At 59.9% G+C, this 20,848-nt stretch carries 25 protein-coding genes and 1 riboswitch; of the genes, 11 read left to right on the top strand and 14 right to left on the bottom strand.

The window, feature by feature from the left end; genetic code table 11:
- Window positions 1-5: 5 nt before the first annotated feature.
- Together JJQ51_RS23105 and JJQ51_RS23100 are read left to right on the top strand one after the other, a co-directional pair.
- Window positions 6-251, top strand: a complete 246-nt coding sequence (locus JJQ51_RS23105; RefSeq protein ID WP_113389974.1) for a DUF1127 domain-containing protein — start codon at window positions 6-8, stop codon at window positions 249-251.
- An 86-nt stretch (window positions 252-337) separates the two neighbouring features.
- A riboswitch (ZMP/ZTP riboswitch) is annotated at window positions 338-418 on the top strand.
- Between the two features lie 21 nt (window positions 419-439).
- Window positions 440-1,399 carry a threonine ammonia-lyase gene (locus tag JJQ51_RS23100; RefSeq protein ID WP_269245362.1) on the top strand — a complete coding sequence of 320 codons (960 nt, stop codon included), beginning with the start codon at window positions 440-442 and terminating at the stop codon, window positions 1,397-1,399.
- A 66-nt stretch (window positions 1,400-1,465) separates the two neighbouring features.
- Here the strand turns inward: JJQ51_RS23100 and JJQ51_RS23095 are convergent, their stop codons facing one another.
- The 5 genes from JJQ51_RS23095 to JJQ51_RS23075 all read right to left on the bottom strand — a co-directional run bounded on the left by JJQ51_RS23095 (window position 1,466) and on the right by JJQ51_RS23075 (window position 4,616).
- Window positions 1,466-1,873, bottom strand: coding sequence for a hypothetical protein (locus JJQ51_RS23095; protein WP_113355527.1), 408 nt, complete (start codon window positions 1,871-1,873; stop codon window positions 1,466-1,468).
- A 122-nt stretch (window positions 1,874-1,995) separates the two neighbouring features.
- Entirely contained in the window at window positions 1,996-2,667 is a 672-nt protein-coding gene (gene purQ / locus JJQ51_RS23090; protein WP_095435003.1) for a phosphoribosylformylglycinamidine synthase subunit PurQ, read from the bottom strand.
- A 103-nt stretch (window positions 2,668-2,770) separates the two neighbouring features.
- Window positions 2,771-3,013, bottom strand: coding sequence for a phosphoribosylformylglycinamidine synthase subunit PurS (purS, locus tag JJQ51_RS23085; protein ID WP_069613006.1), 243 nt, complete (start codon window positions 3,011-3,013; stop codon window positions 2,771-2,773).
- Window positions 3,014-3,030: 17 nt separating this feature from the next.
- Window positions 3,031-3,795: a phosphoribosylaminoimidazolesuccinocarboxamide synthase gene (gene purC / locus JJQ51_RS23080; RefSeq protein WP_069613005.1), complete on the bottom strand. Its 765-nt coding sequence runs from the start codon at window positions 3,793-3,795 to the stop codon at window positions 3,031-3,033.
- Between the two features lie 266 nt (window positions 3,796-4,061).
- Window positions 4,062-4,616: an RBBP9/YdeN family alpha/beta hydrolase gene (locus JJQ51_RS23075; protein WP_069613004.1), complete on the bottom strand. Its 555-nt coding sequence runs from the start codon at window positions 4,614-4,616 to the stop codon at window positions 4,062-4,064.
- 168 nt (window positions 4,617-4,784) lie between these two features.
- Here JJQ51_RS23075 and JJQ51_RS23070 point away from each other — a divergent pair, with 168 nt between their 5' ends.
- Entirely contained in the window at window positions 4,785-5,585 is an 801-nt protein-coding gene (locus tag JJQ51_RS23070) for a DUF2189 domain-containing protein (RefSeq protein ID WP_113355529.1), read from the top strand.
- An 86-nt stretch (window positions 5,586-5,671) separates the two neighbouring features.
- The gene (locus tag JJQ51_RS23065; protein WP_113355531.1) at window positions 5,672-6,187 is read left to right on the top strand and encodes a low affinity iron permease family protein; all 516 of its coding nucleotides are present in this window, start codon (window positions 5,672-5,674) and stop codon (window positions 6,185-6,187) included.
- On the opposite strand, the gene purB is transcribed toward JJQ51_RS23065, so the two are convergent.
- From purB to JJQ51_RS23045, 4 genes are all read right to left on the bottom strand, one after another.
- Window positions 6,168-7,469 carry an adenylosuccinate lyase gene (gene purB, locus JJQ51_RS23060; RefSeq protein ID WP_092716414.1) on the bottom strand — a complete coding sequence of 434 codons (1,302 nt, stop codon included), beginning with the start codon at window positions 7,467-7,469 and terminating at the stop codon, window positions 6,168-6,170. The genes JJQ51_RS23065 and purB overlap by 20 nt on opposite strands.
- A 105-nt stretch (window positions 7,470-7,574) precedes the next feature.
- Window positions 7,575-8,066, bottom strand: coding sequence for a hypothetical protein (locus JJQ51_RS23055; RefSeq protein ID WP_371864915.1), 492 nt, complete (start codon window positions 8,064-8,066; stop codon window positions 7,575-7,577).
- Between the two features lie 16 nt (window positions 8,067-8,082).
- Window positions 8,083-8,769 (bottom strand): ribulose-phosphate 3-epimerase, encoded by a 687-nt coding sequence (gene rpe, locus JJQ51_RS23050; protein WP_113355534.1) that lies wholly within the window; start codon window positions 8,767-8,769, stop codon window positions 8,083-8,085.
- Between the two features lie 82 nt (window positions 8,770-8,851).
- Window positions 8,852-9,931: an ABC transporter substrate-binding protein gene (locus JJQ51_RS23045; RefSeq protein WP_113355536.1), complete on the bottom strand. Its 1,080-nt coding sequence runs from the start codon at window positions 9,929-9,931 to the stop codon at window positions 8,852-8,854.
- Window positions 9,932-10,099: 168 nt separating this feature from the next.
- On the opposite strand from JJQ51_RS23045, the gene JJQ51_RS23040 reads away from it, so the two are divergent.
- From JJQ51_RS23040 to JJQ51_RS23010, 7 genes are read left to right on the top strand one after another with little or no spacing between them, the layout of a single operon-like run.
- Window positions 10,100-10,594: a flavin reductase family protein gene (locus JJQ51_RS23040; RefSeq protein WP_113355538.1), complete on the top strand. Its 495-nt coding sequence runs from the start codon at window positions 10,100-10,102 to the stop codon at window positions 10,592-10,594.
- Between the two features lie 19 nt (window positions 10,595-10,613).
- Complete coding sequence (locus tag JJQ51_RS23035; RefSeq protein ID WP_113355540.1) at window positions 10,614-11,543, top strand: AAA family ATPase; 930 nt, start codon at window positions 10,614-10,616, stop codon at window positions 11,541-11,543.
- A gap of 3 nt (window positions 11,544-11,546) precedes the next feature.
- Window positions 11,547-12,794, top strand: coding sequence for a vWA domain-containing protein (locus tag JJQ51_RS23030; protein ID WP_113389975.1), 1,248 nt, complete (start codon window positions 11,547-11,549; stop codon window positions 12,792-12,794).
- A 7-nt stretch (window positions 12,795-12,801) separates the two neighbouring features.
- Window positions 12,802-13,131, top strand: a complete 330-nt coding sequence (locus JJQ51_RS23025; protein ID WP_269245361.1) for an XdhC family protein — start codon at window positions 12,802-12,804, stop codon at window positions 13,129-13,131.
- Entirely contained in the window at window positions 13,131-13,838 is a 708-nt protein-coding gene (locus tag JJQ51_RS23020; protein ID WP_113355547.1) for an XdhC family protein, read from the top strand. Before JJQ51_RS23025 ends, JJQ51_RS23020 begins: the two co-directional genes overlap by 1 nt.
- Complete coding sequence (locus JJQ51_RS23015; protein ID WP_269245360.1) at window positions 13,835-15,469, top strand: molybdopterin-binding/glycosyltransferase family 2 protein; 1,635 nt, start codon at window positions 13,835-13,837, stop codon at window positions 15,467-15,469. The genes JJQ51_RS23020 and JJQ51_RS23015 overlap by 4 nt, the downstream gene beginning before the upstream one ends.
- 8 nt (window positions 15,470-15,477) lie before the next feature.
- Complete coding sequence (locus JJQ51_RS23010; protein ID WP_069612994.1) at window positions 15,478-15,798, top strand: TfoX/Sxy family protein; 321 nt, start codon at window positions 15,478-15,480, stop codon at window positions 15,796-15,798.
- A gap of 3 nt (window positions 15,799-15,801) precedes the next feature.
- On the opposite strand, the gene JJQ51_RS23005 is transcribed toward JJQ51_RS23010, so the two are convergent.
- The 5 genes from JJQ51_RS23005 to JJQ51_RS22985 form a co-directional block, all read right to left on the bottom strand.
- Window positions 15,802-16,224, bottom strand: a complete 423-nt coding sequence (locus tag JJQ51_RS23005; protein WP_152092789.1) for an NUDIX domain-containing protein — start codon at window positions 16,222-16,224, stop codon at window positions 15,802-15,804.
- A gap of 67 nt (window positions 16,225-16,291) precedes the next feature.
- Entirely contained in the window at window positions 16,292-17,812 is a 1,521-nt protein-coding gene (locus tag JJQ51_RS23000) for a DEAD/DEAH box helicase (protein WP_152092790.1), read from the bottom strand.
- A gap of 197 nt (window positions 17,813-18,009) precedes the next feature.
- Window positions 18,010-19,326, bottom strand: coding sequence for a M23 family metallopeptidase (locus JJQ51_RS22995; protein WP_152092791.1), 1,317 nt, complete (start codon window positions 19,324-19,326; stop codon window positions 18,010-18,012).
- A 116-nt stretch (window positions 19,327-19,442) separates the two neighbouring features.
- Window positions 19,443-20,273, bottom strand: coding sequence for a ferritin-like domain-containing protein (locus JJQ51_RS22990; RefSeq protein WP_269245359.1), 831 nt, complete (start codon window positions 20,271-20,273; stop codon window positions 19,443-19,445).
- A gap of 4 nt (window positions 20,274-20,277) precedes the next feature.
- Window positions 20,278-20,760, bottom strand: a complete 483-nt coding sequence (locus JJQ51_RS22985) for a peroxiredoxin (protein ID WP_145317266.1) — start codon at window positions 20,758-20,760, stop codon at window positions 20,278-20,280.
- Window positions 20,761-20,848 lie beyond the last annotated feature (88 nt).

Below are 20,848 nucleotides of genomic sequence, written 5' to 3'. Positions count from 1 at the left end.
TGAAGATGAGTACAATGGCTACAATCTGTTCGACCGAAGCGGGAGCCCCCTGCGCGGCGGGCGTGGGAATTAGAGCGGCGCAGCCAAGGCCGCATATGTTGCGCCGGCTCTGGACGTCCTATTGGGATTGGCTGGAGAAGCGCGAGGGACGGCGTGTTCTAAGAGATCTGACCGATGATCAGTTATACGACATCGGCCTGACGCGTCGCGAGGCGGCAAAGGAAGTCAGTAAGTCATTCTTCTGGGATTGAGTGGGCTGAGCCGCATATCAGGCCAATGTGCCTGTTATTCGGCCCATTTCCAATCCTTGACATCGACTAGCTTGTGAACGAGTTTGCAGTGGCTGCGCGACTGGCGGATTGTGATGGAGAACCATCGTGGAACGCAGCCCTGAATGCCGACCGCCTGGGCCCTATAAGGAAACGCAATGGGGGCTCATATGCGCTTGGATATCGATCGAATCGAAACTGCTGCCACAACCATACACTGGGTCTTTCGGCATACACCGCAATACGTCTGCGAAAGTTTGAGCCGGGCGCTGGGCTGCCGGATTGTCCTCAAGGTCGAAACGATGAATCCTGTGCGCTGCTTCAAGGGGCGTGGCACCGAGATGGTTTTGGCTAGGCTCCAGTCACAAGGCGATACGAAATCGGTCGTCTGCGCTAGCGCGGGCAATCTGGGCCAGGCACTCGCCTATGGCGGCCGACTGAGAAGCTTTGACGTCACGGTAACGGCGTCCGTCGCCGCCAATGCCCTCAAAGTGGAAAAGATGCGGCTATTCGGAGCAAATGTGGTGTTGGTCGAAGGGGAGATCGAAGCCGCGCTCCAAGCAGCCTCCGATCTCGCCGAGGAAACGGGTGCCTTCCTCGTGGAGGACAGCAAGAACCTCGATACTTGTGAAGGTGCCGCGACCATCGGGCTCGAGCTTTCCGAATTTCCTCAAGCGCTGGATGCCGTCTTGGTTTCTCTGGGCGCCGGGGCGATGGCTACCGGTATCGGCTATGTCCTGAAGTGCCGACAGCCAAGTGTGGAGATCATCACAGTCCAGCCCCGAAATGCACCGGCTATGACTCTTTCCTTCAAGGCCAAGCGGATCGTGGACGCGGGCGCCCCGAACACCATCGCCGATGGCGTGGCCGGGCGCTATGTGATCCCGGAAGTTCTCGATGATCTATTGGCCGTCGCCGACGACGCTCTTTTGGTCAGCGAGGACGGCATCAAGGAGGGAATGCGACTCCTATACCTACATTCCGGACTTATCGTGGAGCCCGCTGCCGCCCTGGGCGTTGCCGCCATTCTTGAGGATCCACGGCGTTTCGCCGGCAAGACTGTGGCAACCGTTCTTTGCGGCGGCAATGTCGAACCCAAAGCGTTCGAAGCGTGGATTGGGAAACCCTGAAGGTGAGCTTGTTTCGCGCCGAGCGCTACCCTATTCGCTGGCAACAGAACGACGGCGGCGGAACCGTTATTGGCAGCCCTTCGAGCCTGCAGCCCAACGGTTGACGTCGCCCGTGATGCGGCCGCCGGAGGCGCCTGACATCATCGGACCGAAGGCCTGTAATTGCGCGGGATTGCCTTCCGCTTGCACAACGAGCGATGGCCGACCGGTCGGATGCTTCTTGTCGACCACGAGGATGCGTGGGCGACCGGTGAAGGAGTTGAGCTCCGGAGCGAGCTGATAATTCGCGAAAGCCGGGTCCGAAGACTTGAACCAGCAGGCATTGGCGTTGAGCATGATACGCTCCATCGTCGACAGGGCGCTGTGATCGGTCGCAGTGATGCTCGGCGGACGCGGGCCGCACGACGTGACCAACAGCCCAAGCATCGCGATGGCGGCGGCGGAATAAAGTCCTGTCAGGAGGCGAGGGCGCATCAATCTCTTTCCAATGAGGCGATTAGGTCTGGTCTGCTAAAGTGTACCGGATCGCTTTGCGGCGCCCTGCTGTTCTATGCAAAGACGCCGATTTTATGGTTCCGATAGGGGATCGGTCGTTATCAGGCTGCGACCACGCCAAGCGCGGAGGCGAAGAGGCCGCGGCCATCGCTGCCACCATGGGCCGCCTCGATCAGGTTCTCCGGATGCGGCATCATACCGAGCACATTGCCCTTGGCGTTCATGACGCCGGCAATGTCATTGACGGAGCCGTTGGGGTTCGTGCCTTCGGCGTAGCGGAAGACCACCTGGCCGTTGTCCTCGATCGCCTTCAGCGTCTCAGCATCGGCGAAATAATTGCCGTCGTGATGTGCGACCGGGCTGCGGATGACCTGGCCCTTGGCATAGGCAGCGGTGAAGTCCGTCTCGGCATTGACGACTTCCAGCTTCACTTCGCGGCAGACGAATTTCAGCGAAGCGTTGCGCATCAGCGCGCCCGGCAGCATGCCGGCTTCGAGCAGGATCTGGAAACCATTGCAGACCCCCAAGACCTTGACGCCCTTGTCGGCCTTGTCCTTGATCGCTTGCATGATCGGCATGCGGGCGGCGATCGCGCCGCAGCGCAGATAATCGCCGTAAGAGAAGCCGCCGGGAATGACGATCAGGTCGACATCCGGAATCTCGGTCTCCGTCTGCCAGACCGTTACGGGCGCATGGCCGGAAATCTTGGTCAGCGCGGCGATCATGTCGCGATCGCGATTGAGGCCTGGAAGTTGGACGACTGCTGATTTCATGATGCTGGTCCCGCAATAGGCAAAGGGATAATCGCTGGAAGTGCTTCGTGAGCCATACTCCATTGCCTCAGACAAAGGAAGAATGGCTCGCGAAAGAGGACAATCAGTCGATCGAAATGCTGAAGTTCTCGATGACCGTATTGGCGAGAAGCTTTTCGCACATGGCCTTGAGATCGGCTTCCGCCTTGTTCTTGTCGGTGCCTTCAAGCTCGAGATCGAAGACCTTGCCCTGGCGGACCTGATGGACGCCGTCAAAGCCGAGTGCGCCGAGTGCGCCTTCGATTGCCTTGCCCTGCGGATCGAGAACGCCGTTCTTCAGCGTGACGGTTACACGAGCCTTGATCACGATTGTCCTTTCTGAACTTACTTGACGAGAACCGGGCCCGTGCCGCGCACGGGTTCGTTTTCATTGATGATGCCGAGGCGGCGAGCCACTTCGGAATAGGCTTCGAGCAGGCCGCCCATGTCGCGACGGAAGCGGTCCTTGTCCATCTTTTCCCGGGTTTCGATATCCCAGAGACGGCAAGAGTCCGGCGAGATTTCGTCGGCGAGGATGATGCGCATCATGTCGCCTTCGAAAAGGCGGCCGCATTCGATCTTGAAATCGACGAGCTGGATGCCGACGCCGAGGAAAAGACCGGTCATGAAGTCGTTGACGCGGATGGCAAGCGCCATGATGTCATCCAGCTCGGCCGGGTTGGCCCAGCCGAAGGCGGTGATGTGCTCTTCGGAAACCATAGGGTCTTCGAGCGCGTCGGACTTGTAGTAGAACTCGATGATCGAACGCGGCAGAACCACGCCTTCCTCGATGCCGAGGCGCTTGGCGAGCGAGCCGGCGGCAACGTTGCGCACGACGATCTCGAGCGGAATCATCTCCACTTCCTTGATCAGCTGCTCGCGCATGTTGAGGCGGCGGATGAAATGGGTGGGAATGCCGATCTTGTTCAGATGGCTGAAGATATACTCGCAGATGCGATTGTTCAGTACGCCCTTGCCATCGATGACTTCATGCTTCTTTTTGTTGAAGGCGGTGGCGTCGTCCTTGAAGAACTGGATCAGCGTGCCCGGCTCAGGCCCCTCGTAAAGGATCTTGGCCTTGCCCTCGTAAATACGGCGGCGACGGTTCATTGGTATTGTTCTCTGTCTTTGGCGCTCATGGGACAGCGCAAGTGGATCGTATGTGGGCGTCCCCATAACGGATAAGAAGCGAATTCACAATCCGCCTGCGCCTCCTTCCTCGGAATTCCGGCCTTGGCGGGGTGCCAATGCAAGATTCGGGGTCCAGTCATGGCCTGTTTTACAGGCTTTTATCTGTCGATGGAATGAAAGTGCCAGGTACTTCACAGGCTAGTGAGGCGAGGCACGCCTCCATCCATCATCGTTTATGAATAATACTACGGCTTCAGCTGGCTGAGAAACTTCGAAAAGACCATAGTGCCCTCCGGCCAGGGCCCATGACCGGATTCGGTATTGATATGGCCGGATTCGCCGGCATCGATCAGCAGCGAGCCCCAGCTGTTGGCAATATCATCCGCATGTTCGTAGCTGCCGAAGGGATCATTGCGGCTTGCGATCGTGATCGACGGAAATGGTAGGGGGTCTCGCGGATAGGGGCCGAACGTCATCAGATGTTTCGGCCGGATGGCCGGATTGGCGACATCGGGCGGCGCGACGAAGAAGGCGCCAGCGACCTTGTTGCGGAAATGCGGGATCGCATGGATCACCGAGGGAACACCGAGCGAATGCGCGACGAGGACGACGGGCTTGTCCGAGGCATTCACTTCCTCGGCAATGCGGGCCACCCAATCGTCGCGCACGGGCTTCGACCATTCCGCCTGTTCCACGCGCCGTGCGGTCGAGAGCTTCTGCTCCCAGCGCGTCTGCCAGTGGTCGGGGCCGGAGTTCGTATAGCCGGGGATGATGAGGATGTTTGCGTCGGAAGCTTTCATGATTTCGCCGATGTGGAAAAGGGGAGCCCAACTGTCAAGGGAAAAAGGCGACAATTGCGGCAAAATTTGATAGGATTGCTGCTGCCGGTAGCGAATGACGATGTCGGCACCCCGTTTGCCGCCATCTTGCACCGCTAGCCGAGCACCACGGTTGAGGAGGAGAGCATTATGACGGCCTTTCACGTCATGGCTGGAGCAGACCACACTTTTACGCGCCCCGCCATCCGTAAGATCGGTATCGCCGATCTCGTCGACGCCCTGAAGATGGGGCTGGACGATTTCAGCGAAAAGCCATCGCATTATGTGTTTCTGTGCCTGATGTATCCGATTGCCGGCATTGCGCTGGCGATCTGGAGCACCGACCAGAATCTGCTGCCATTGCTGTTTCCGCTGATGTCCGGTTTCGCTCTGCTCGGGCCGCTGGCCGCAATCGGCCTCTACGAGATCAGCAGGCGACGGGAAAAGGGGCTGGATACGTCATGGAGCCATGCGTTCGACGTGCGCTTCTCATCGGCCTTGCCGTCGATTATCGTTGCCGGCCTCATGCTGTTCGGTCTGTTCATCGTCTGGCTCTTCGTGGCGCAGAGCATCTACTTCACCTACTTCGGCGACGGTGTTCCTCCGACGCTTTCATCTTTCGTGTCGAGCGTGCTGACGACGCGCGAGGGCATGGCGATGATGCTTTGGGGCGATCTGATCGGCTTCCTCTTTGCTCTCGTCGCGCTGGTGACAACGGTCGTTACGTTCCAACTGCTGCTGGATCGCGACGTCGGTGTCGTCGCCGCGGTGGATGCGAGCATCCGGGCGACGCTGACCAATCCGGTACCGATCGCGGTCTGGGGCTTGATCGTGACGGCGCTGCTCGTCATCGGCACCATCCCGATCTTTGCCGGGCTGGCGGTCGTCATGCCTGTTCTCGGTCACGCATCCTGGCATCTCTATCGCAAGCTGATTGTGACCGGGAACTAGACGAGGCTGGCATTGGCCGAAGCCGTCATCATTGGAACCGCGGCGCGGTTTCTTACGTTGATCCGCATCATCAGGAGATGCGGATCATGGCGCGACTTACGCATATTTTCACTCGTTTCGCGGTTGTTGTTTCGGAATGGACCGGCAAACCGGCCATCTTCGTGCTTGCCCTGTTTTGCGTCGTTCTCTGGGGCGCTACCGGGCCGATTTTCGGTTACTCCGACACATGGCAGCTGGTCATCAACACCAGCACGACGATCGTCACCTTTCTGATGGTTTTCCTGCTCCAGAATGCGCAGACGCGCGATACGAGGGCTATCCAGGCCAAGCTCAATGAACTCATCCTGACCAGTGCCGCCGAGAACCGCTTTGTCGGGATTGAGAATCTTGACGAAGAGGATCTCAAGCACCTCGACCGGCTGGTCGAAAAGGCGGCGAAGCGCGAACCTGAACAACATCAGGGCAAGGCTGGCGAGAGTATCGAGCATGATCGCGCTATCGCGGCCAAATCCGCCGACAAAAGAAAGAGGCGGCGCGTCAGCCGCACCGCCTCAAGCAAAGCGCAATCGAAAGCGGGAAATTCTAGCCGAAAACCCGCTTGAAGATCGTATCGACATGCTTGGTGTGATAGCCGAGGTCGAACTTTTCGCGGATATCTGCTTCCGAAAGGGCGGCGCGCACTTCCTGGTCTGCCAGCAGCTCCTCGAGGAAGTCCTTGCCTTCCTCCCAGACCTTCATGGCATTGCGCTGGACGAGCCGATAGGAATCCTCACGGGACACGCCGGCCTGGGTCAGAGCCAGCAGCACGCGCTGCGAATGAACAAGCCCGCGGAACTTGTTCAAATTCTTCATCATATTGTCCGGATATACCAGAAGCTTGTCGATGACGCTGGTGATGCGGGCCAGCGCGAAATCGAGCGTGACGGTCGCGTCAGGGCCGATCATGCGTTCGACGGAGGAGTGCGAGATATCGCGCTCGTGCCATAGAGCGACGTTCTCCATGGCCGGGATGGAATAGGAGCGGACCATGCGGGCGAGGCCCGTCAGGTTTTCCGTCAGGACCGGATTGCGCTTGTGCGGCATGGCCGACGAGCCCTTCTGGCCCGGCGAGAAATATTCCTCGGCTTCCAGAACTTCGGTGCGCTGCAGATGGCGGATTTCGGTGGCGAGACGCTCGATCGAGGAGGCGACGACGCCGAGCGTGGCGAAGAACATCGCATGGCGGTCGCGCGGGATGACCTGGGTGGAGACCGGCTCCGGCTTCAGGCCGAGGGCGGCCGCGACATGTTCTTCGACGCGCGGGTCGATGTTGGCGAAAGTGCCGACTGCGCCGGAGATAGCGCAGGTGGCGACTTCCTCGCGAGCCGCGATCAGGCGCTGCTTGCAGCGCTCGAATTCGGCATAGGCGAGCGCCAGCTTGACGCCGAAGGTGGTGGGCTCGGCATGGATGCCGTGCGAACGGCCGATCGTAACGGTATCCTTGTGCTCGAAGGCACGGCGCTTCAAGGCCTCCAGCAGCTTGTCGATATCGGCGATGAGCAGGTCGCTGGCGCGCACGAGCTGGACATTGAAGCAGGTATCGAGCACGTCCGAGGAGGTCATGCCCTGATGCACGAATCGGGCGTCGGGACCGACGATTTCGGCCAGGTGCGTCAGGAAGGCGATGACGTCGTGCTTGGTGACGGCTTCGATCTCGTCGATGCGGGCGACGTCGAACGTGGCCTTGCCGCCCTTTTCCCAGATCGTATCCGCTGCCGACTTTGGAATGACGCCGAGCGCGGCCAGCGCGTCACAGGCATGGGCCTCGATCTCGAACCAGATGCGGAACTTGGTTTCGGGAGACCAGATGGCGACCATTTCCGGTCGGGAGTAGCGCGGGATCATAGGCTCAAAGCTTTCTTGGCTAACGGGACAAGGAGAACTCGGCGCCCCCATAACAAAGACGGGCGGTAATCACAATGTTTCATGGGCACAATGTTTAGCGGGACTTCAACGCGCCCGTCGCGCAAGATAGGCCGAAACGGCTGTCAGGCATAGCAGGCCGAATGGCAGAAACAGGGTGAGGCCGAGGACGGCGAACTGGTAGACGGCGCTGGCGCCTGTGAACAGGAACTGGAAGATCCAGATAAGCGAGCCGAATGGCGCGTGCCAGCGCGAATAGAACCAGCGGTAGTCCATGGCGAAGAGGAAGGCCGTTATGGCCGCGGTGCCGATGGAGAGGGCCAGAAAGAAGGCGGCAAAGCGTGCGCCGGTCGGCCGCCGACGGGCAAAACGTTGGGTGAGCGGCACGAGGATGAGCCAGGAGAGGGCGCCGCCGAAGAAATAGACGAGGGTAAGGGCGGCAATGTGGCTGGTCAGCAATCCGTTGCGCAAATAGAGCGCCGTAATCGCCGAGGTGGACATGGCCGCACCCCAGCAGAGAGCACCACCCAGAACTTCCAGGCAATGCGAGGCGACGGTCCGTACTCGGCCCGTCGCGATAAAGACATCGGTCGGATTAATTTGATCCAACGCGGCCTCGTTCGGCGGCAGCCCGGAGATCGCCGACCGTCTGACGATAGGCGTCGACCGATTCGCCCTTGAAGATCGCCGAACCGGCAACGAGGACATTGGCGCCGGAAGCGGTGATCAGAGGGGCCGTTTCAACAGAGACGCCGCCATCGACTTCCAGTTCGATCGGACGGTCACCGATCAGGGACTTGGCATTGCGGATTTTATCAGCCATGGCCGGAATGAACTTCTGGCCACCGAAGCCCGGATTGACCGACATGATCAAAATCAGGTCGATATCATCGAGCACGTTTTCCAGCACGGAAAGCGGTGTTGCCGGGTTGAGGGTGACGCCGACCTTCTTGCCGAGATGGCGGATCGTCTGCAGCGAACGATGCAGATGCACGCCGGCTTCGGCATGAACCGTGATGCGGTCGCAGCCGGCCTTGGCGAAGGCTTCCAGATAGGGATCGGCCGGCGAGATCATCAGATGGCAGTCGAAGGTCGCGGTCGTATAGGGGCGTAGTGCCTTGATGACATCGGCTCCGAAGGAGATGTTCGGTACGAAGTGGCCGTCCATGACGTCGAGATGGATCCAGTCGGCGCCGGCTTCGGTCACATCCTTGACCTCCTGCCCGAGCTTGGCGAAGTCGGCAGCGAGAATGGAAGGGGCAATGCGGATCGGCAAGGTCATGGGTAGCTGAGCTCCAACTGATTATTTCGCGCCTGGATTAGCACCGCTATCGCGGGCAAACAACCGCCAGAACGGCTTACCATCAGTTCGATGGCGTCACCGGCAGGAAGGTATTGCCCCGCCACTCCAGCAGGCGATAGGGATTTTCGGTCAATTCGTGGTTCTGCCCGAAGGAGATCGGACCGACCGCTGTTTGGAAAACTGTTCCCACGAGCTTTTCGGCGATGGGTTTATTGTCCGCCTTGGCGCTGTCGGCTGCCTGGCTGGCAATCTGAGCCGCTGCTGCGGCCGGCAGAGTATAGCCGTCAGGTTCGGTACCGGCCGCACGCATTGCCTGTACCGTGGGCTGAGCTGCCGGCAGGCTGGCATAGTCGGGCAGAGCGATTGCCTGCACACCCTCCAGCAAGGGAAGAGGCTGATCTGCGGCACGCATGGCATCACCACCCATCAGGGCCAGCGGAATATTCTCGCTCTTAGCGTCGCGCGCGATCACGGCAACATCGCTGCGGTCGCCGCCGATGAAGACGCGTGTCGCACCCGCCTTTTTCAGTCGTCGCACGAGGGCGATCTGTTGATCCTGACCGGGACGATAGGTATCGGTGAAGACCGGTTTTAGCCCCTTTTCCTCGAGCGCATTGCGGATCGCGCCGACCAGTTCGCGACCGTGTATCGTACCGTCATCGATCAGCGCCATCGGTTCCGCGGCCCAATTTTTCAAAATGGTGTCGATCGCCACGGCCGCCTCGGCGCTATCGACCGGCGCGAGGCGAAAGAGCGGCCAGCCATTCTTCAGCGCGTCTTCCATGAGAATGCGCGAGCGTACGGAAACGGTGATGACGGGAATGCCGGCATCCTTGAGGCGCGGCAGCGCGCCTTCCAAGGTCTCCGTGCACAGAAAGCCGATCGCAACTTGTGCTTTGGCGGCTACCAGCGCTTCAGCTGCGGCTCGGCCGCCATCCTCGGTACAAGGCTCGTTGACCACGGTCGCCGTATCCTTTTGGGCCTGGATCGCGAAATTTGCGCCACCGGTTATCTCTGCCCCGAGCGTTGCGAAATTGCCGTCCTGTGGTGCGACCACGCCGATGTGAATTCCTGCGGCATAGCTGCTGCCGGCTGCCGAAAGCAGCGCAAGCAGGAGCGGAAGGCGACGCAGAACGTTCATCGATGGAGTATCCCGGACAATTTTCCTGCCCTATTTATCCGTCTGCGGGGCATCGTCAAAGAAAAAGCAGCAAAATCGCTCTGTTTTCAATAATGCTATTGTAGAAAAGCTAACACCTGACCGTCATATTGAATGTTAGGCAAGCACGACTCAACAAAGGAGACGGTGGTGCTAGACAGGCAACGTATGGACCCGGCGCTTTATCGCGATGCCATGAGCCGCTATGCGGGGCATGTGCAACTGGTGACGACGGCGCTCGGTGCTGAGCGGCGCGGCGTGACGATCACGGCGGCCTGCTCGGTATCGGACAGCCCGGCGACGGTTCTGATCTGCCTCAACAACAGCAACGCCAAGAACGAGATCTTCTTCAAAAGCGGCATTTTCGCCCTAAACTCGCTCGGCGCAGATCATCAAGCCTTGGCCGACGCCTTTTCCGGCAAGACGCAACTGACCGTCGATGAGCGCTTCGCTGCCGGCAAATTCGAGACGCTGGTGACGGGTGCGCCAGTGCTTGCCGATGCTCTTGCCGCCTTCGATTGCCGCGTGATCGAGATCAAGCAGGCCTCCACACACAATATCATCTTAGGCGAGGTGATGGCTCTACGCTATAGCGAACCAAAGCCGGCACTCCTCTATATGAACCGGGGCTATCACGCGCTATAACCCCTGCAAGGGAGTTATCATGGCGGATCAGACAATACTTTCGCTGCCGAGTTCCATCGATGAGACGATGGCGTTGCTCGGTGCCCATGACTATCTGGCCGGTCGCGCGCTCGGCACCGTTTTGTTTCTCGCATTGAAGATGAAGCGGCCGCTCTTTCTGGAGGGCGAAGCCGGTGTCGGCAAGACGGAGATTGCCAAGGTCTTGGCGAAGGCGCTTGACCGGCCGTTGATCCGCCTCCAATGCTATGAAGGTCTGGATGTTTCCTCGGCCGTCTACGAATGGAACTATCCGGCGCAGATGCTGGAAATCCGCCTCGCGGAAGCATCCGGCCTCACCGACCGCGACCGCATCGAGGCCGATATTTTTTCCGAGCGCTATCTGATCCGCCGGCCGGTATTGCAGGCACTGTCCGGTGTCGGCGGGCGTGCACCTGTTTTCCTGATCGACGAGCTTGATCGCACCGACGAGGCTTTCGAGGCATTCCTGCTGGAAGTGCTGTCGGATTTTCAGGTGACTGTGCCGGAACTCGGGACGATCCGGGCAGCAGAGCCGCCTGTCGTCATCATCACCACCAACCGGACGCGCGAAGTGCATGACGCCTTGAAACGACGCTGTCTCTATCATTGGGTCGATTATCCTGAGGCCGAACAGGAGCTTGAGATCATCCGCCGCAAGGTGCCTGGCTGCAATGAAGTGCTCTCGCGCCAGATCGTCGCTTACGTCCAGAAGCTGCGTACGCTCGATCTCTTCAAGAATCCGGGAGTCGCCGAGACGATCGACTGGGCGACCGCTTTAACGGAGCTCGATCGGCTGGCTCTCGATCCGGAGACCGTTTCGGATACGCTCGGCACCTTGCTGAAATATCAGGACGATATCGCCCGCATTCAGGGCGCCGAAGGCAAGCGTGTGTTGGACGAAGTCAAATCCGAACTGCTGGCGGCGGGATGAGCCATGGAGCCGAGTGCAGACGATGGCATCATCGTTGCGCCGTCACCGCCCGGTGACGGGCGCCTCGCTGACAATATCGTGCTATTTGGCCGGGTGCTCCGCAGGGCCGGCCTGAAGATCGGTCCTGGGGCGATTGCCGACGCCATAGAAGCGGTCGAGGCCATCGGCATCGGTTCCCGCGAGGAGTTTCATGCTGCCCTCTGTTCCGTTTTCGTCAAGCGGCATGAAGATCTGGTCGTCTTCGACGAGGCGTTCCGGCTGTTCTGGCGCTCGCGCGATCTCGTTGCGAAAATGATCGCAATGATGTCGCCGGTCGCACCTGACCATCGCGAGAGGGAGAAGCCGAAACCGGGCGAGAGTCGGGCAAGCGATGCATTATTGAGCGATCGGAGCGACCGGAGCCCGCAGCGCGAGACGCCCGATATCAAGATAGATGCGCGATTTACAAGCTCCGGCAGCGAGGTACTGCGCCATCTGGATTTCGCGCAGATGTCAGCGGCAGAGATTGTTGTTGCCAAGAAGGAGCTGGAGAAGCTGCAGCTGCCGCTGGATCGTGTGCGCACGCGCCGTTTCGCACCATCTCGCACAGCGGCCAAGGTCGATCCGCGCGCGACAATGCGGTCCGCGTTGCGCACCGGAGGAGCGCTGATCCTGCCGCGCTTCCGGAAGCCGAAGGAAATCCAGCCGCCACTTGTGGTACTTGCGGATATCTCAGGCTCGATGAGCCAATATACGCGCATCTTCCTGCATTTCCTGCATGTGCTGACCGAACGGCGGCGACGCGTGCATACGTTTCTGTTTGGAACGCGCCTGACCAATGTCACCAGAGCGATGCGCCACAAGGACCCGGATCAGGCGCTGGACGAATGCGCGGCAGCTGTGCGCGACTGGTCGGGCGGAACGCGGATCGGCGAGACGCTGAAGGAGTTCAACAGATTATGGGCGCGCCGCGTGCTGGGGCAGGGCGCAATCGTGCTCTTGATCACCGACGGGCTGGAGCGCGAGGGCGTGGAATTGCTTAGCGTGGAAATGGATCGGCTGCATCGCTCCTGCCGGCGGCTCATCTGGCTCAATCCGCTCTTGCGCTTTGCGGGTTTCGAGGCCCGAGCGCGCGGTGTAAAAGCAATGCTGCCGCATGTTGACGAATTCCGTCCCGTTCACAATCTATTATCTCTAGCCGATCTCGTATCGGCGCTCACCGCCGGCCGCGCGGATACCTATGCTCCGCGACGGTTTCTCGGCAAGCAATGAGGCTCCGATGTCAGATATATCCGAAAGTCTGGATCCGCTCGTGATTGCGGAGGAATGGGTGTTGGCGGGACGCAGCGTGGCCATGGCGACCGTTGTCGATACCTGGGGTTCCGCGCCGCGCCCGTCGGGCAGTCATCTCGTGATCGATGGCGAGGGTAATTTTCACGGATCGGTTTCCGGCGGTTGCGTCGAAGGTGCCGTCATTACCGAGGCACTGGACGTCATCGAAACGGGCAAGTCGCGCATGCTGGAATTCGGTGTCGCCGATGAAACGGCCTGGCGCGTGGGTCTCTCCTGCGGCGGCCGCATCCGCGTCTATGTCGAAAGGCTCGCCTGATGGATCGGCAGATACTGGCGCGGCTGAATGAGATGCGGCGCAGGCGACAGGCGGCGATCCTCGTCACCGATCTCTCAGGAGGACCGGATCGGCTCATCGTCGAAGGCGATGCGCTGGAAGGCGCGCTCAGCGATGCCGCTGCAGCGGCGTTCCGTTCGGGGAAGTCCGCAGCCCTTGATATCGACGGGCAGAGCCTGTTCTTCAACGTGCATCTGCCACCGCCGCGCCTTGTTATCATCGGCGCCGTGCACATCAGCCAAATTCTCGCGCGAATGGCGGCCCTAGCGGATTTCGATGTGACGATCATCGATCCGCGCACCGCCTTTGCAACGCCGGAGCGCTTCGAAGGCATAGACCTGATCGCCGACTGGCCCGTGGATGCGCTGAAAGAGCGGCCGCTCGACAGCTATATGGCGCTGGTCGCCGTGACCCATGATCCCAAGATCGACGACGAGCCGATCATTCAGGCGTTGAAGAGGGGCTGTTTTTATGTCGGCGCGCTCGGCAGCCGCAAGACGCATGCCAGCCGGCTGGAACGCTTGAAGCGGGAAGGCGTGGGCGAAGCCGAGCTTGGCCGCATCCATGCGCCGATCGGGCTCCCTATCGGTGCTGCAAGTCCGGCCGAGATCGCCGTCGCCATCCTGGCTGAAATCATCGGCTCGCTTCGCGGGCGGGATGTCTCGTCGCCAAAAGGCGGCCATCCATGATCTTCGGCGAATTTTTGACAATGGAGGCGGAGGGGGCGGTTCTCGCGCATTCCGTTCGGCTGGCGGACGGCGGCTTTTCCAAGGGGCATAAGCTCACCGGCGGAGACATCGAGCGGCTCGCTGCGGCTGGAATTGACCGCGTTATCGCCGCGCGTATCGAACCGGGCGACCTCATGGAAGACGAGGCGGCCGAGCAGCTGGCGCGGGCAGTCGCCCCCGATCATCTGACTTTTTCTGAAGCCGCGACGGGACGGGTGAATGTCCATAGCACCGTCGACGGCCTGTTTGTTGCAAATCGTATAGCGGTCGATCGCGTCAACAATCTCGATCCGGCGATCACCCTTGCCTGTCTTGCAGACCATGTACCTGTTCGAGCAGGCGACATGGTGGCGACCTTCAAGATCATTCCGCTCGCCGTTTCCGGAGTCAAAATCGCTTCAGGTGTCGAAATTTTGCGGCGGATGCCGGTTTTCGAGGTCAAGCCCTTCATGCCGCACGCCATATCGCTTGTCGCCACGGAGCTGCCGTCGCTGAAGGCTTCGGTGATGGACAAGACGGCGCGGATATTATCGCAGCGACTGCAGCCTTCGGGCAGTGTGTTGCAGCGGGAAGAGCGGGTTGCCCATAGAGCAGCCGATGTTGCCGGCGCGATCCGTCGCGCTCTTGCTGCGCAGGACCGGCTGGCGAAACTGGTGATCGTTTTCGGAGCGTCGGCTGTCATCGATGCCGGTGATGTCATTCCGGAGGCGATCCGGCTTGCCGGCGGCGAGGTCATTCAGGTCGGCATGCCAGTCGATCCGGGTAATCTGCTGGTGCTTGGCAGGGTGGGCGACATTTATGTCGTCGGGGCGCCGGGATGCGCGCGCAGTCCGAAGGAGAATGGCTTCGACTGGGTGCTGGATCGCATATTAGCCGGCGAACAACCGACGCGGCGGGATATCAGTGCCATGGGCGTTGGAGGGCTGCTCATGGAAATTCAATCACGCCCGCGGCCGCGCGACATCGTCAACAAACCGCCGTCGGAGATCTCGGTTGCCATCGTCCTGCTGGCTGCGGGAAAGGCGAGCCGCATGGGTGAGGGGGGCTCGCACAAGCTTTTGGCGGAATTCGACGGCGTGCCGCTAGTTCGTCGTTCGGCATCCGTGGCTATAGCAAGCGGCGCATCTCATGTCGTTGCAGTCACTGGACATCGCCGCGAAGAGATCGAAGACGCGCTAAACGGCCTTACCATTGAGGTCGTATTCAATCCCGATTATGCCTCAGGCATGGCCAGCTCCCTCGTTGCCGGTGTGGGTACGCGGGCAGCTCAAAAGGCCGATGGTGTTCTTGTCATGCTGGCCGATATGCCCGGCGTCACCAGCGATGATCTGAAAGCCCTGATGGCGGCCTTCTGGGAGGCGAACGGCCAGGCGATCGTGCGGGCGGTATCGGGCGGCAAGCGTGGCAATCCCGTCATCCTGCCGCGGTCGGTCTTGAACGCCGTGATGCGGCTGGAAGGCGATGTGGGCGCCCGGCATATCATCGAAACATCGGGGCTTCCGGTCATTGATGTCGAGATTGGCGAGGCGGCACATCTCGATGTAGATACGCCTGAGGCCGTTGTTGAGGCCGGTGGGATTTTGAAGGGGTAGAGTGGGGAATGGACAATATCGATATCGAGGAGATGTTTCAGTCGCTCGGGCCGATCACCATCAAACGGATGTTCGGCGGCAAGGGGATCTACCATATGGGCCGCATCCTGGCGCTCGAAGTGGACGACGAGATTCTCCTGAAAGCGGACGATGCCAGTGCCTCCCAATTTGAGGCCGCCGGCGCGCGACGCTGGGCCTACGAAGGCAAGAAAGGCAAGGCCGTCAACATGCCCTATTGGTCGATACCCGACGACGCGTTCGACGATCCGGATGAAATGGCGCGTTGGGTGCGGCTGGCCTATGAGGCTGCGCTTCGCTCGGATAAATAGGCGTCAGCGGAAATCCGCTTCGCTCAAATGGGCGATCGTTGTCTTGGCGAATTCTGAAAGCTGAGCCGGTAGCTCGCCGCGGCCGAACCAGCCGAAATCGGAGAGCTTGTCCGGTTCCATCAGTCGGGGTTCGCCGGAGAAGTCCCTGCATACGTAGATCAGCGAGATCCAGTGCTGTCGCTCGGCCTCGATGATGACTTCTTGCGTGCAAAGATAATCGATCCTGTCGATGGAGAGGCCGCTTTCCTCTTCCGCTTCGCGAATCGCGGCCTTGGCGGCAGGCTCCATATGATCGACCTTGCCGCCGACGATGCTCCAGCATCCGGCTTCCGGTGCCTTGAGGCGGCGATAGAGCAAAAGCTTGCCGTCCCGCAAGATTGCGAGACCGGTTCCTAGTCCTGGGAAATCGATGCCGGGCTTGCCCAATATTCAAATCCCGAGATTGGACGCAACATCCGGCAAGCCGATCTGCTGCGTGTCTGAGCGGGATCTATCAGCCCTTGGCGTTTGCCACGATGAGCATGAAAGCCGGGATATCATCGCCGAAGCCGACCGGCGTCGGACCGTCATCCTGATCGCGATAGCGGTTGCGGCGCTCGCGGTGATCGTCATTGGCAGCAGGAAAGGGCCGGTGGCTGTTGCGAGAACCGTTATGGGATCTGTTATTGTTGTTCTCAGACTTGCGCTCGTTCTTCACGCTTTCGGCCTTTGCTGGTGCTGCTTCGATCGCTATGACGTCATTATCCTCGACGTCGATATCAGATTTATGACTCGAGGCGTTGCGGCCTCCACGGCTGCGATCCCGATCGCGGCCCTTACCCTTCTGGTCGCGGCGGCGGGACGAACGGTTATCGTCGCTGCTCTCGTCTGCTGGTGGCAGAGCCGAAAGATCGCCGTTCAGCCACTGAACGTCTTCACCAATGAGCTTCTCGATGGCGTCGACGTGCTTGGTGTCGCGCTTCGTCACGATGGTGAAGGCGGCGCCGGAGCGGCCGGCGCGACCGGTGCGGCCGATACGGTGAACATAGTCTTCCGAATGGATCGGAACATCGAAATTGAAGACGTGGCTGACATCGGGAATGTCGAGGCCGCGTGCTGCGACGTCGGAGGCAACGAGCAGCTGCAGGTTTCCATCCTTGAAGTTCTGCAGCATGGTCATGCGCGAGCGCTGATCCATGTCACCATGCAGCGCGCCGGCGGAAAAGCCGTGGCGATCCAGCGAGCGGAAGAGGTCGGACACGTCCTTCTTGCGATTGCAGAAGATGATAGCGTTCTTCAAATCCGTCTGGGCGCGGATGAGATCGCGCAGCGTGGCGCGTTTCTCGTAATCCTTGCCGTGGGAGGCAACGAAACGCTGCGTCACGGTCTTGGCCGTCGATGCCGGCTTGGCGACTTCAACGCGTTCCGGGTTCTGCAGGAAACGATCGGCTAGCTTCTGGATTTCCGGCGGCATCGTTGCCGAGAAGAACAGGGTCTGACGCGTGAAGGGGATGAGCTTGGCAATGCGCTCGATATCCGGGATGAAGCCCATGTCGAGCATACGGTCGGCTTCGTCAATTACGAAGATCTCGACGGCGCTCATCAGCAGCTTGCCGCGTTCGAAATGATCCAGCAGACGGCCGGGCGTGCAGATCAGCACATCGGCGCCACGCTCCAGCTTACGATCCTGCTCTTCGAAGGAAACGCCGCCGATCAGAAGGGCAATGTTCAGTCGATGGTTCTTGCCGTACTTCTCGAAGTTTTCGGCGACCTGCGCTGCGAGTTCGCGCGTCGGCTCCAGAATAAGCGTCCGCGGCATGCGAGCGCGGGCGCGACCCTTTTCCAGCAGCGTCAGCATCGGCAGCACGAAGGAGGCCGTCTTGCCGGTTCCGGTCTGGGCAATGCCGCAGATGTCACGGCGCTGAAGCGCAAAGGGGATTGCACCGGCCTGGATCGGAGTCGGTGTGGTGTAGCCCGCGTCAGTCACCGCGGAAAGGACTTTTTGGCTCAGGCCAAGGTCAGCAAATGTTGTCAAAGGGAAATCTAATTCCGTCTTGGTTCAGTCGAACACCATGAGTCGACACGCAGGAGCGTGCCGCAATGCAGCGCGACATAGAACCAAATACCCGGGAAGTCAAGGAAAGCAGGCGCTTCAACAGCCTCGAAGTTCATTGATAACGCAATTTTTGGATTAGTGCCATCTTTGTTGCGCGTTTGTCACAATTCCGGCAGCTAAATTGCGCCCAATCCGCTGATGTAACTTGCGAGTTTCGTGCCGGCACCGATGAAATACATCGGGTCTATGGGATGTCCGTTCTCGCGCACTTCATAATGCAGATGTGTTCCTGTCGAGCGCCCGGTACTGCCGGCCAGACCGATCGCATCGCCGGCGCCGACCTTGTCGCCGACTTTGACGAGCACCTGTTCCATATGCCCATAGCGAGTGGAGATGCCGTCGCCGTGGTCGATCTCCACCATGTTGCCGTAGCCGCCGGTCCATCCAGCCGAAACCACCTTGCCGGGAGCGGTAGCCTTGATTTTCTCACCGGGACTGAAATGGAAATCCGTGCCGGTGTGAAGTGCCAGCGTGCCGAAGAATGGATCCTTGCGATTGCCAAAAGGACTGGTGACGAGCTTGCCCGGCGCCGGGTTGCGGAAGGGTAGGCTTTCGGCCGCCCCCCGAACTGTTTCCAGATGTGTCAGGGCGGTATCGAGTTCCGCCATGGATCGTTCGAACTGGTCGACATTTTCGGGAGGTGCGTAGGGACCGCCCATACCGTCATCCGCATCGTCACGCGCAATGCCGGCGACCTCGTTCGGCACTTTGATCCCGACATTCTGCATGATCGATTGGATTGAGGTGGCAGTTTCCGACGCATCGGCGGTGAGATTGTGGATGCGGGACAACTGATCCTGTTCGATATGCTTCAGCGACAGCGTCACCTTCGAGAAGACCCGATCGGCACGGTCGGCAACGGTTTCGGGGGCAGGGACGTAGGCAAGCGTGGAGTTGTCGGGTGTCGCGTCAGCCGGCTTGCCGCTCATGAGAAGCTTTTCGATTGCCTTGGGTGACGTCAGCTGCGCATGTTCATTCTTTGGCGCGGCAGCGTCGGCATCGGAATGCGCGCCCTTGCCGGTCAGGCCGGAGTTCTCTGCCCGGTCGAGCAGGGTGCTGAGCTTACCGTTGCGTGATGAGAGTTGCTGCTGCTGTTCGATCAGCTTGTCGACCTTTTCCTCCACCACCTGCTGATCCAGAAGCTGGCGAGAGGTGACGCGATCGACCTGGGCGCGCAGGGCGGCGATACGGTCTTCATAGTCATATTGCATGCGCGCCTGGCGGGCCATCGTCGCGCCGATCAGATCGTCACGCAGAACAAGATAGGACGTAGCAAGGAGATAGCCGATCGAAAAAATTCCGACCATGCAGACGGCAATAGCCGCCATCCATGGGCGCACGGTCATGTGGCGCACCGTATCGCCGCTGGCGAGGATGATAGTGTGATGTCGCCTTTGCTTGCCGAAAACCCGGTTCTGAGGCTTTGCTGTCACCGAGACTCTCCCAATCGGTGCCCTTTGGCACCCGATGGAAGTACACGGCATTATGGTTAATGAATGCTTTCTATAGCAGTATTAAATACCGGAAAAAGCCATTTTACGTTAGTATATCAAGCATTGCTTGTAGATGTCAGTGAACGGTAGAAAGAGGGCGTCAGTCCGGCTTCCGCCCGGGCGATATCGTTGAACGGTGCCTTCAGCGAGCCGCGAAAATTAGCGCGCACCAGCTCCTGGAAGGTTCGGGCCGGATCGCGCTTTTCCCGCGCGCACAGGAAGCGAAACCATTTCGCACCGACGGCAACATGGCCCTTCTCGTCATTATAGATGACGTCGAGTATGGCGGCGCTTTCGAGATCGCCGGTTTCGCGTATCTTTGCTTGAAGGGCCGGCGTCACGTCCAAACCTCTCGCTTCGAGGATCAGAGGCACGACCGCTAGGCGCGCGGTCAGATCGGTGCGGGTCGCATGGGCCGCCTGCCACAGACCGTCGTGGGCCGGCAGATCGCCATAATCGGCACCCAACTCGCGCAGGCGCGCCCGCACCATGCGAAAATGCTTGGCTTCCTCGAAGGCAACCTGCATCCAGCCATCAAAGAAGGAATTGGGGACCGGTCCCGTCGCAAAACGCGCGACAATGTCCAATGCGAGATCGACGGCATTCAGCTCAATATGGGCGATGGCATGCAGGAGCGCGATGCGGCCTTTCAGCGTATGCAGCGAGCGCTTCTCCATGTTTTTCGGTGGCACAAGCTCCGGCTTTTCGGGCCGACCGGGCCGATCGGCGAGCGGCGGGTCGAGCGGCGAACGCAGCGACAGGGTGCGGGCAAACCAACGTGTCGCCGATTCCTGGGCGAGCTCGGTCTTTATATCGAGATCGGCCGAACGGATGGCGGCGATGGCGCCGCCGCGCAGCGACGTGAAGGTTTCGGGACTGCCGGACATGCCTTCAAAGTTCCTTGGCCGCAGCGAGAACGGCTTCGGCGTGTCCGGCGACCTTGACCTTGTCCCATATTGCAGCGATGCGCCCATCGGCGTCGATCAGGAAGGTCGAGCGCACCACACCCATATAGGTGCGGCCATACATGCTTTTTTCCCGCCAGACGCCATAGGCCATCGCCATGGTCTTTTCCTCGTCGGAGGCGAGCGGCACGGAAAGCGCATGCTTCTTGACGAATTTATCATGGCTTTTCACAGAATCGGGAGAGACGCCAAGGAGGGCAACGCCGAGTTTTGCGAAATCGGCTGACAGTGCCGTGAAGGTAATCGATTCCGTCGTGCAGGCGGTGGTGTCATCCTTGGGATAGAAATAGATCACCAACGGCTTGCCGGCAAAATCGGCAAGGTGAACGCGATCGCCGCCGTCGCGCGGAAGATCGAAATCCGGTGCCTTATCGCCGATGTTCAGTTGAATCGGAAAAACTTCCGCCACGGGAAAACCTTTCTTTTGCCGGTTTTTTAGATGACACTTGAGGTAAGGCATATATACTGCTCGCGTGTGCCGTCCAATGGGACGCAGC

The organism is Rhizobium sp. AG207R (assembly GCF_027109195.1).
GTDB classification, from domain to species: Bacteria; Pseudomonadota; Alphaproteobacteria; order Rhizobiales; family Rhizobiaceae; genus Rhizobium; species Rhizobium dioscoreae.
Note: the sequence above shows the minus strand (reverse complement) of the source record. Positions and strands in the feature narration are given on the sequence as shown.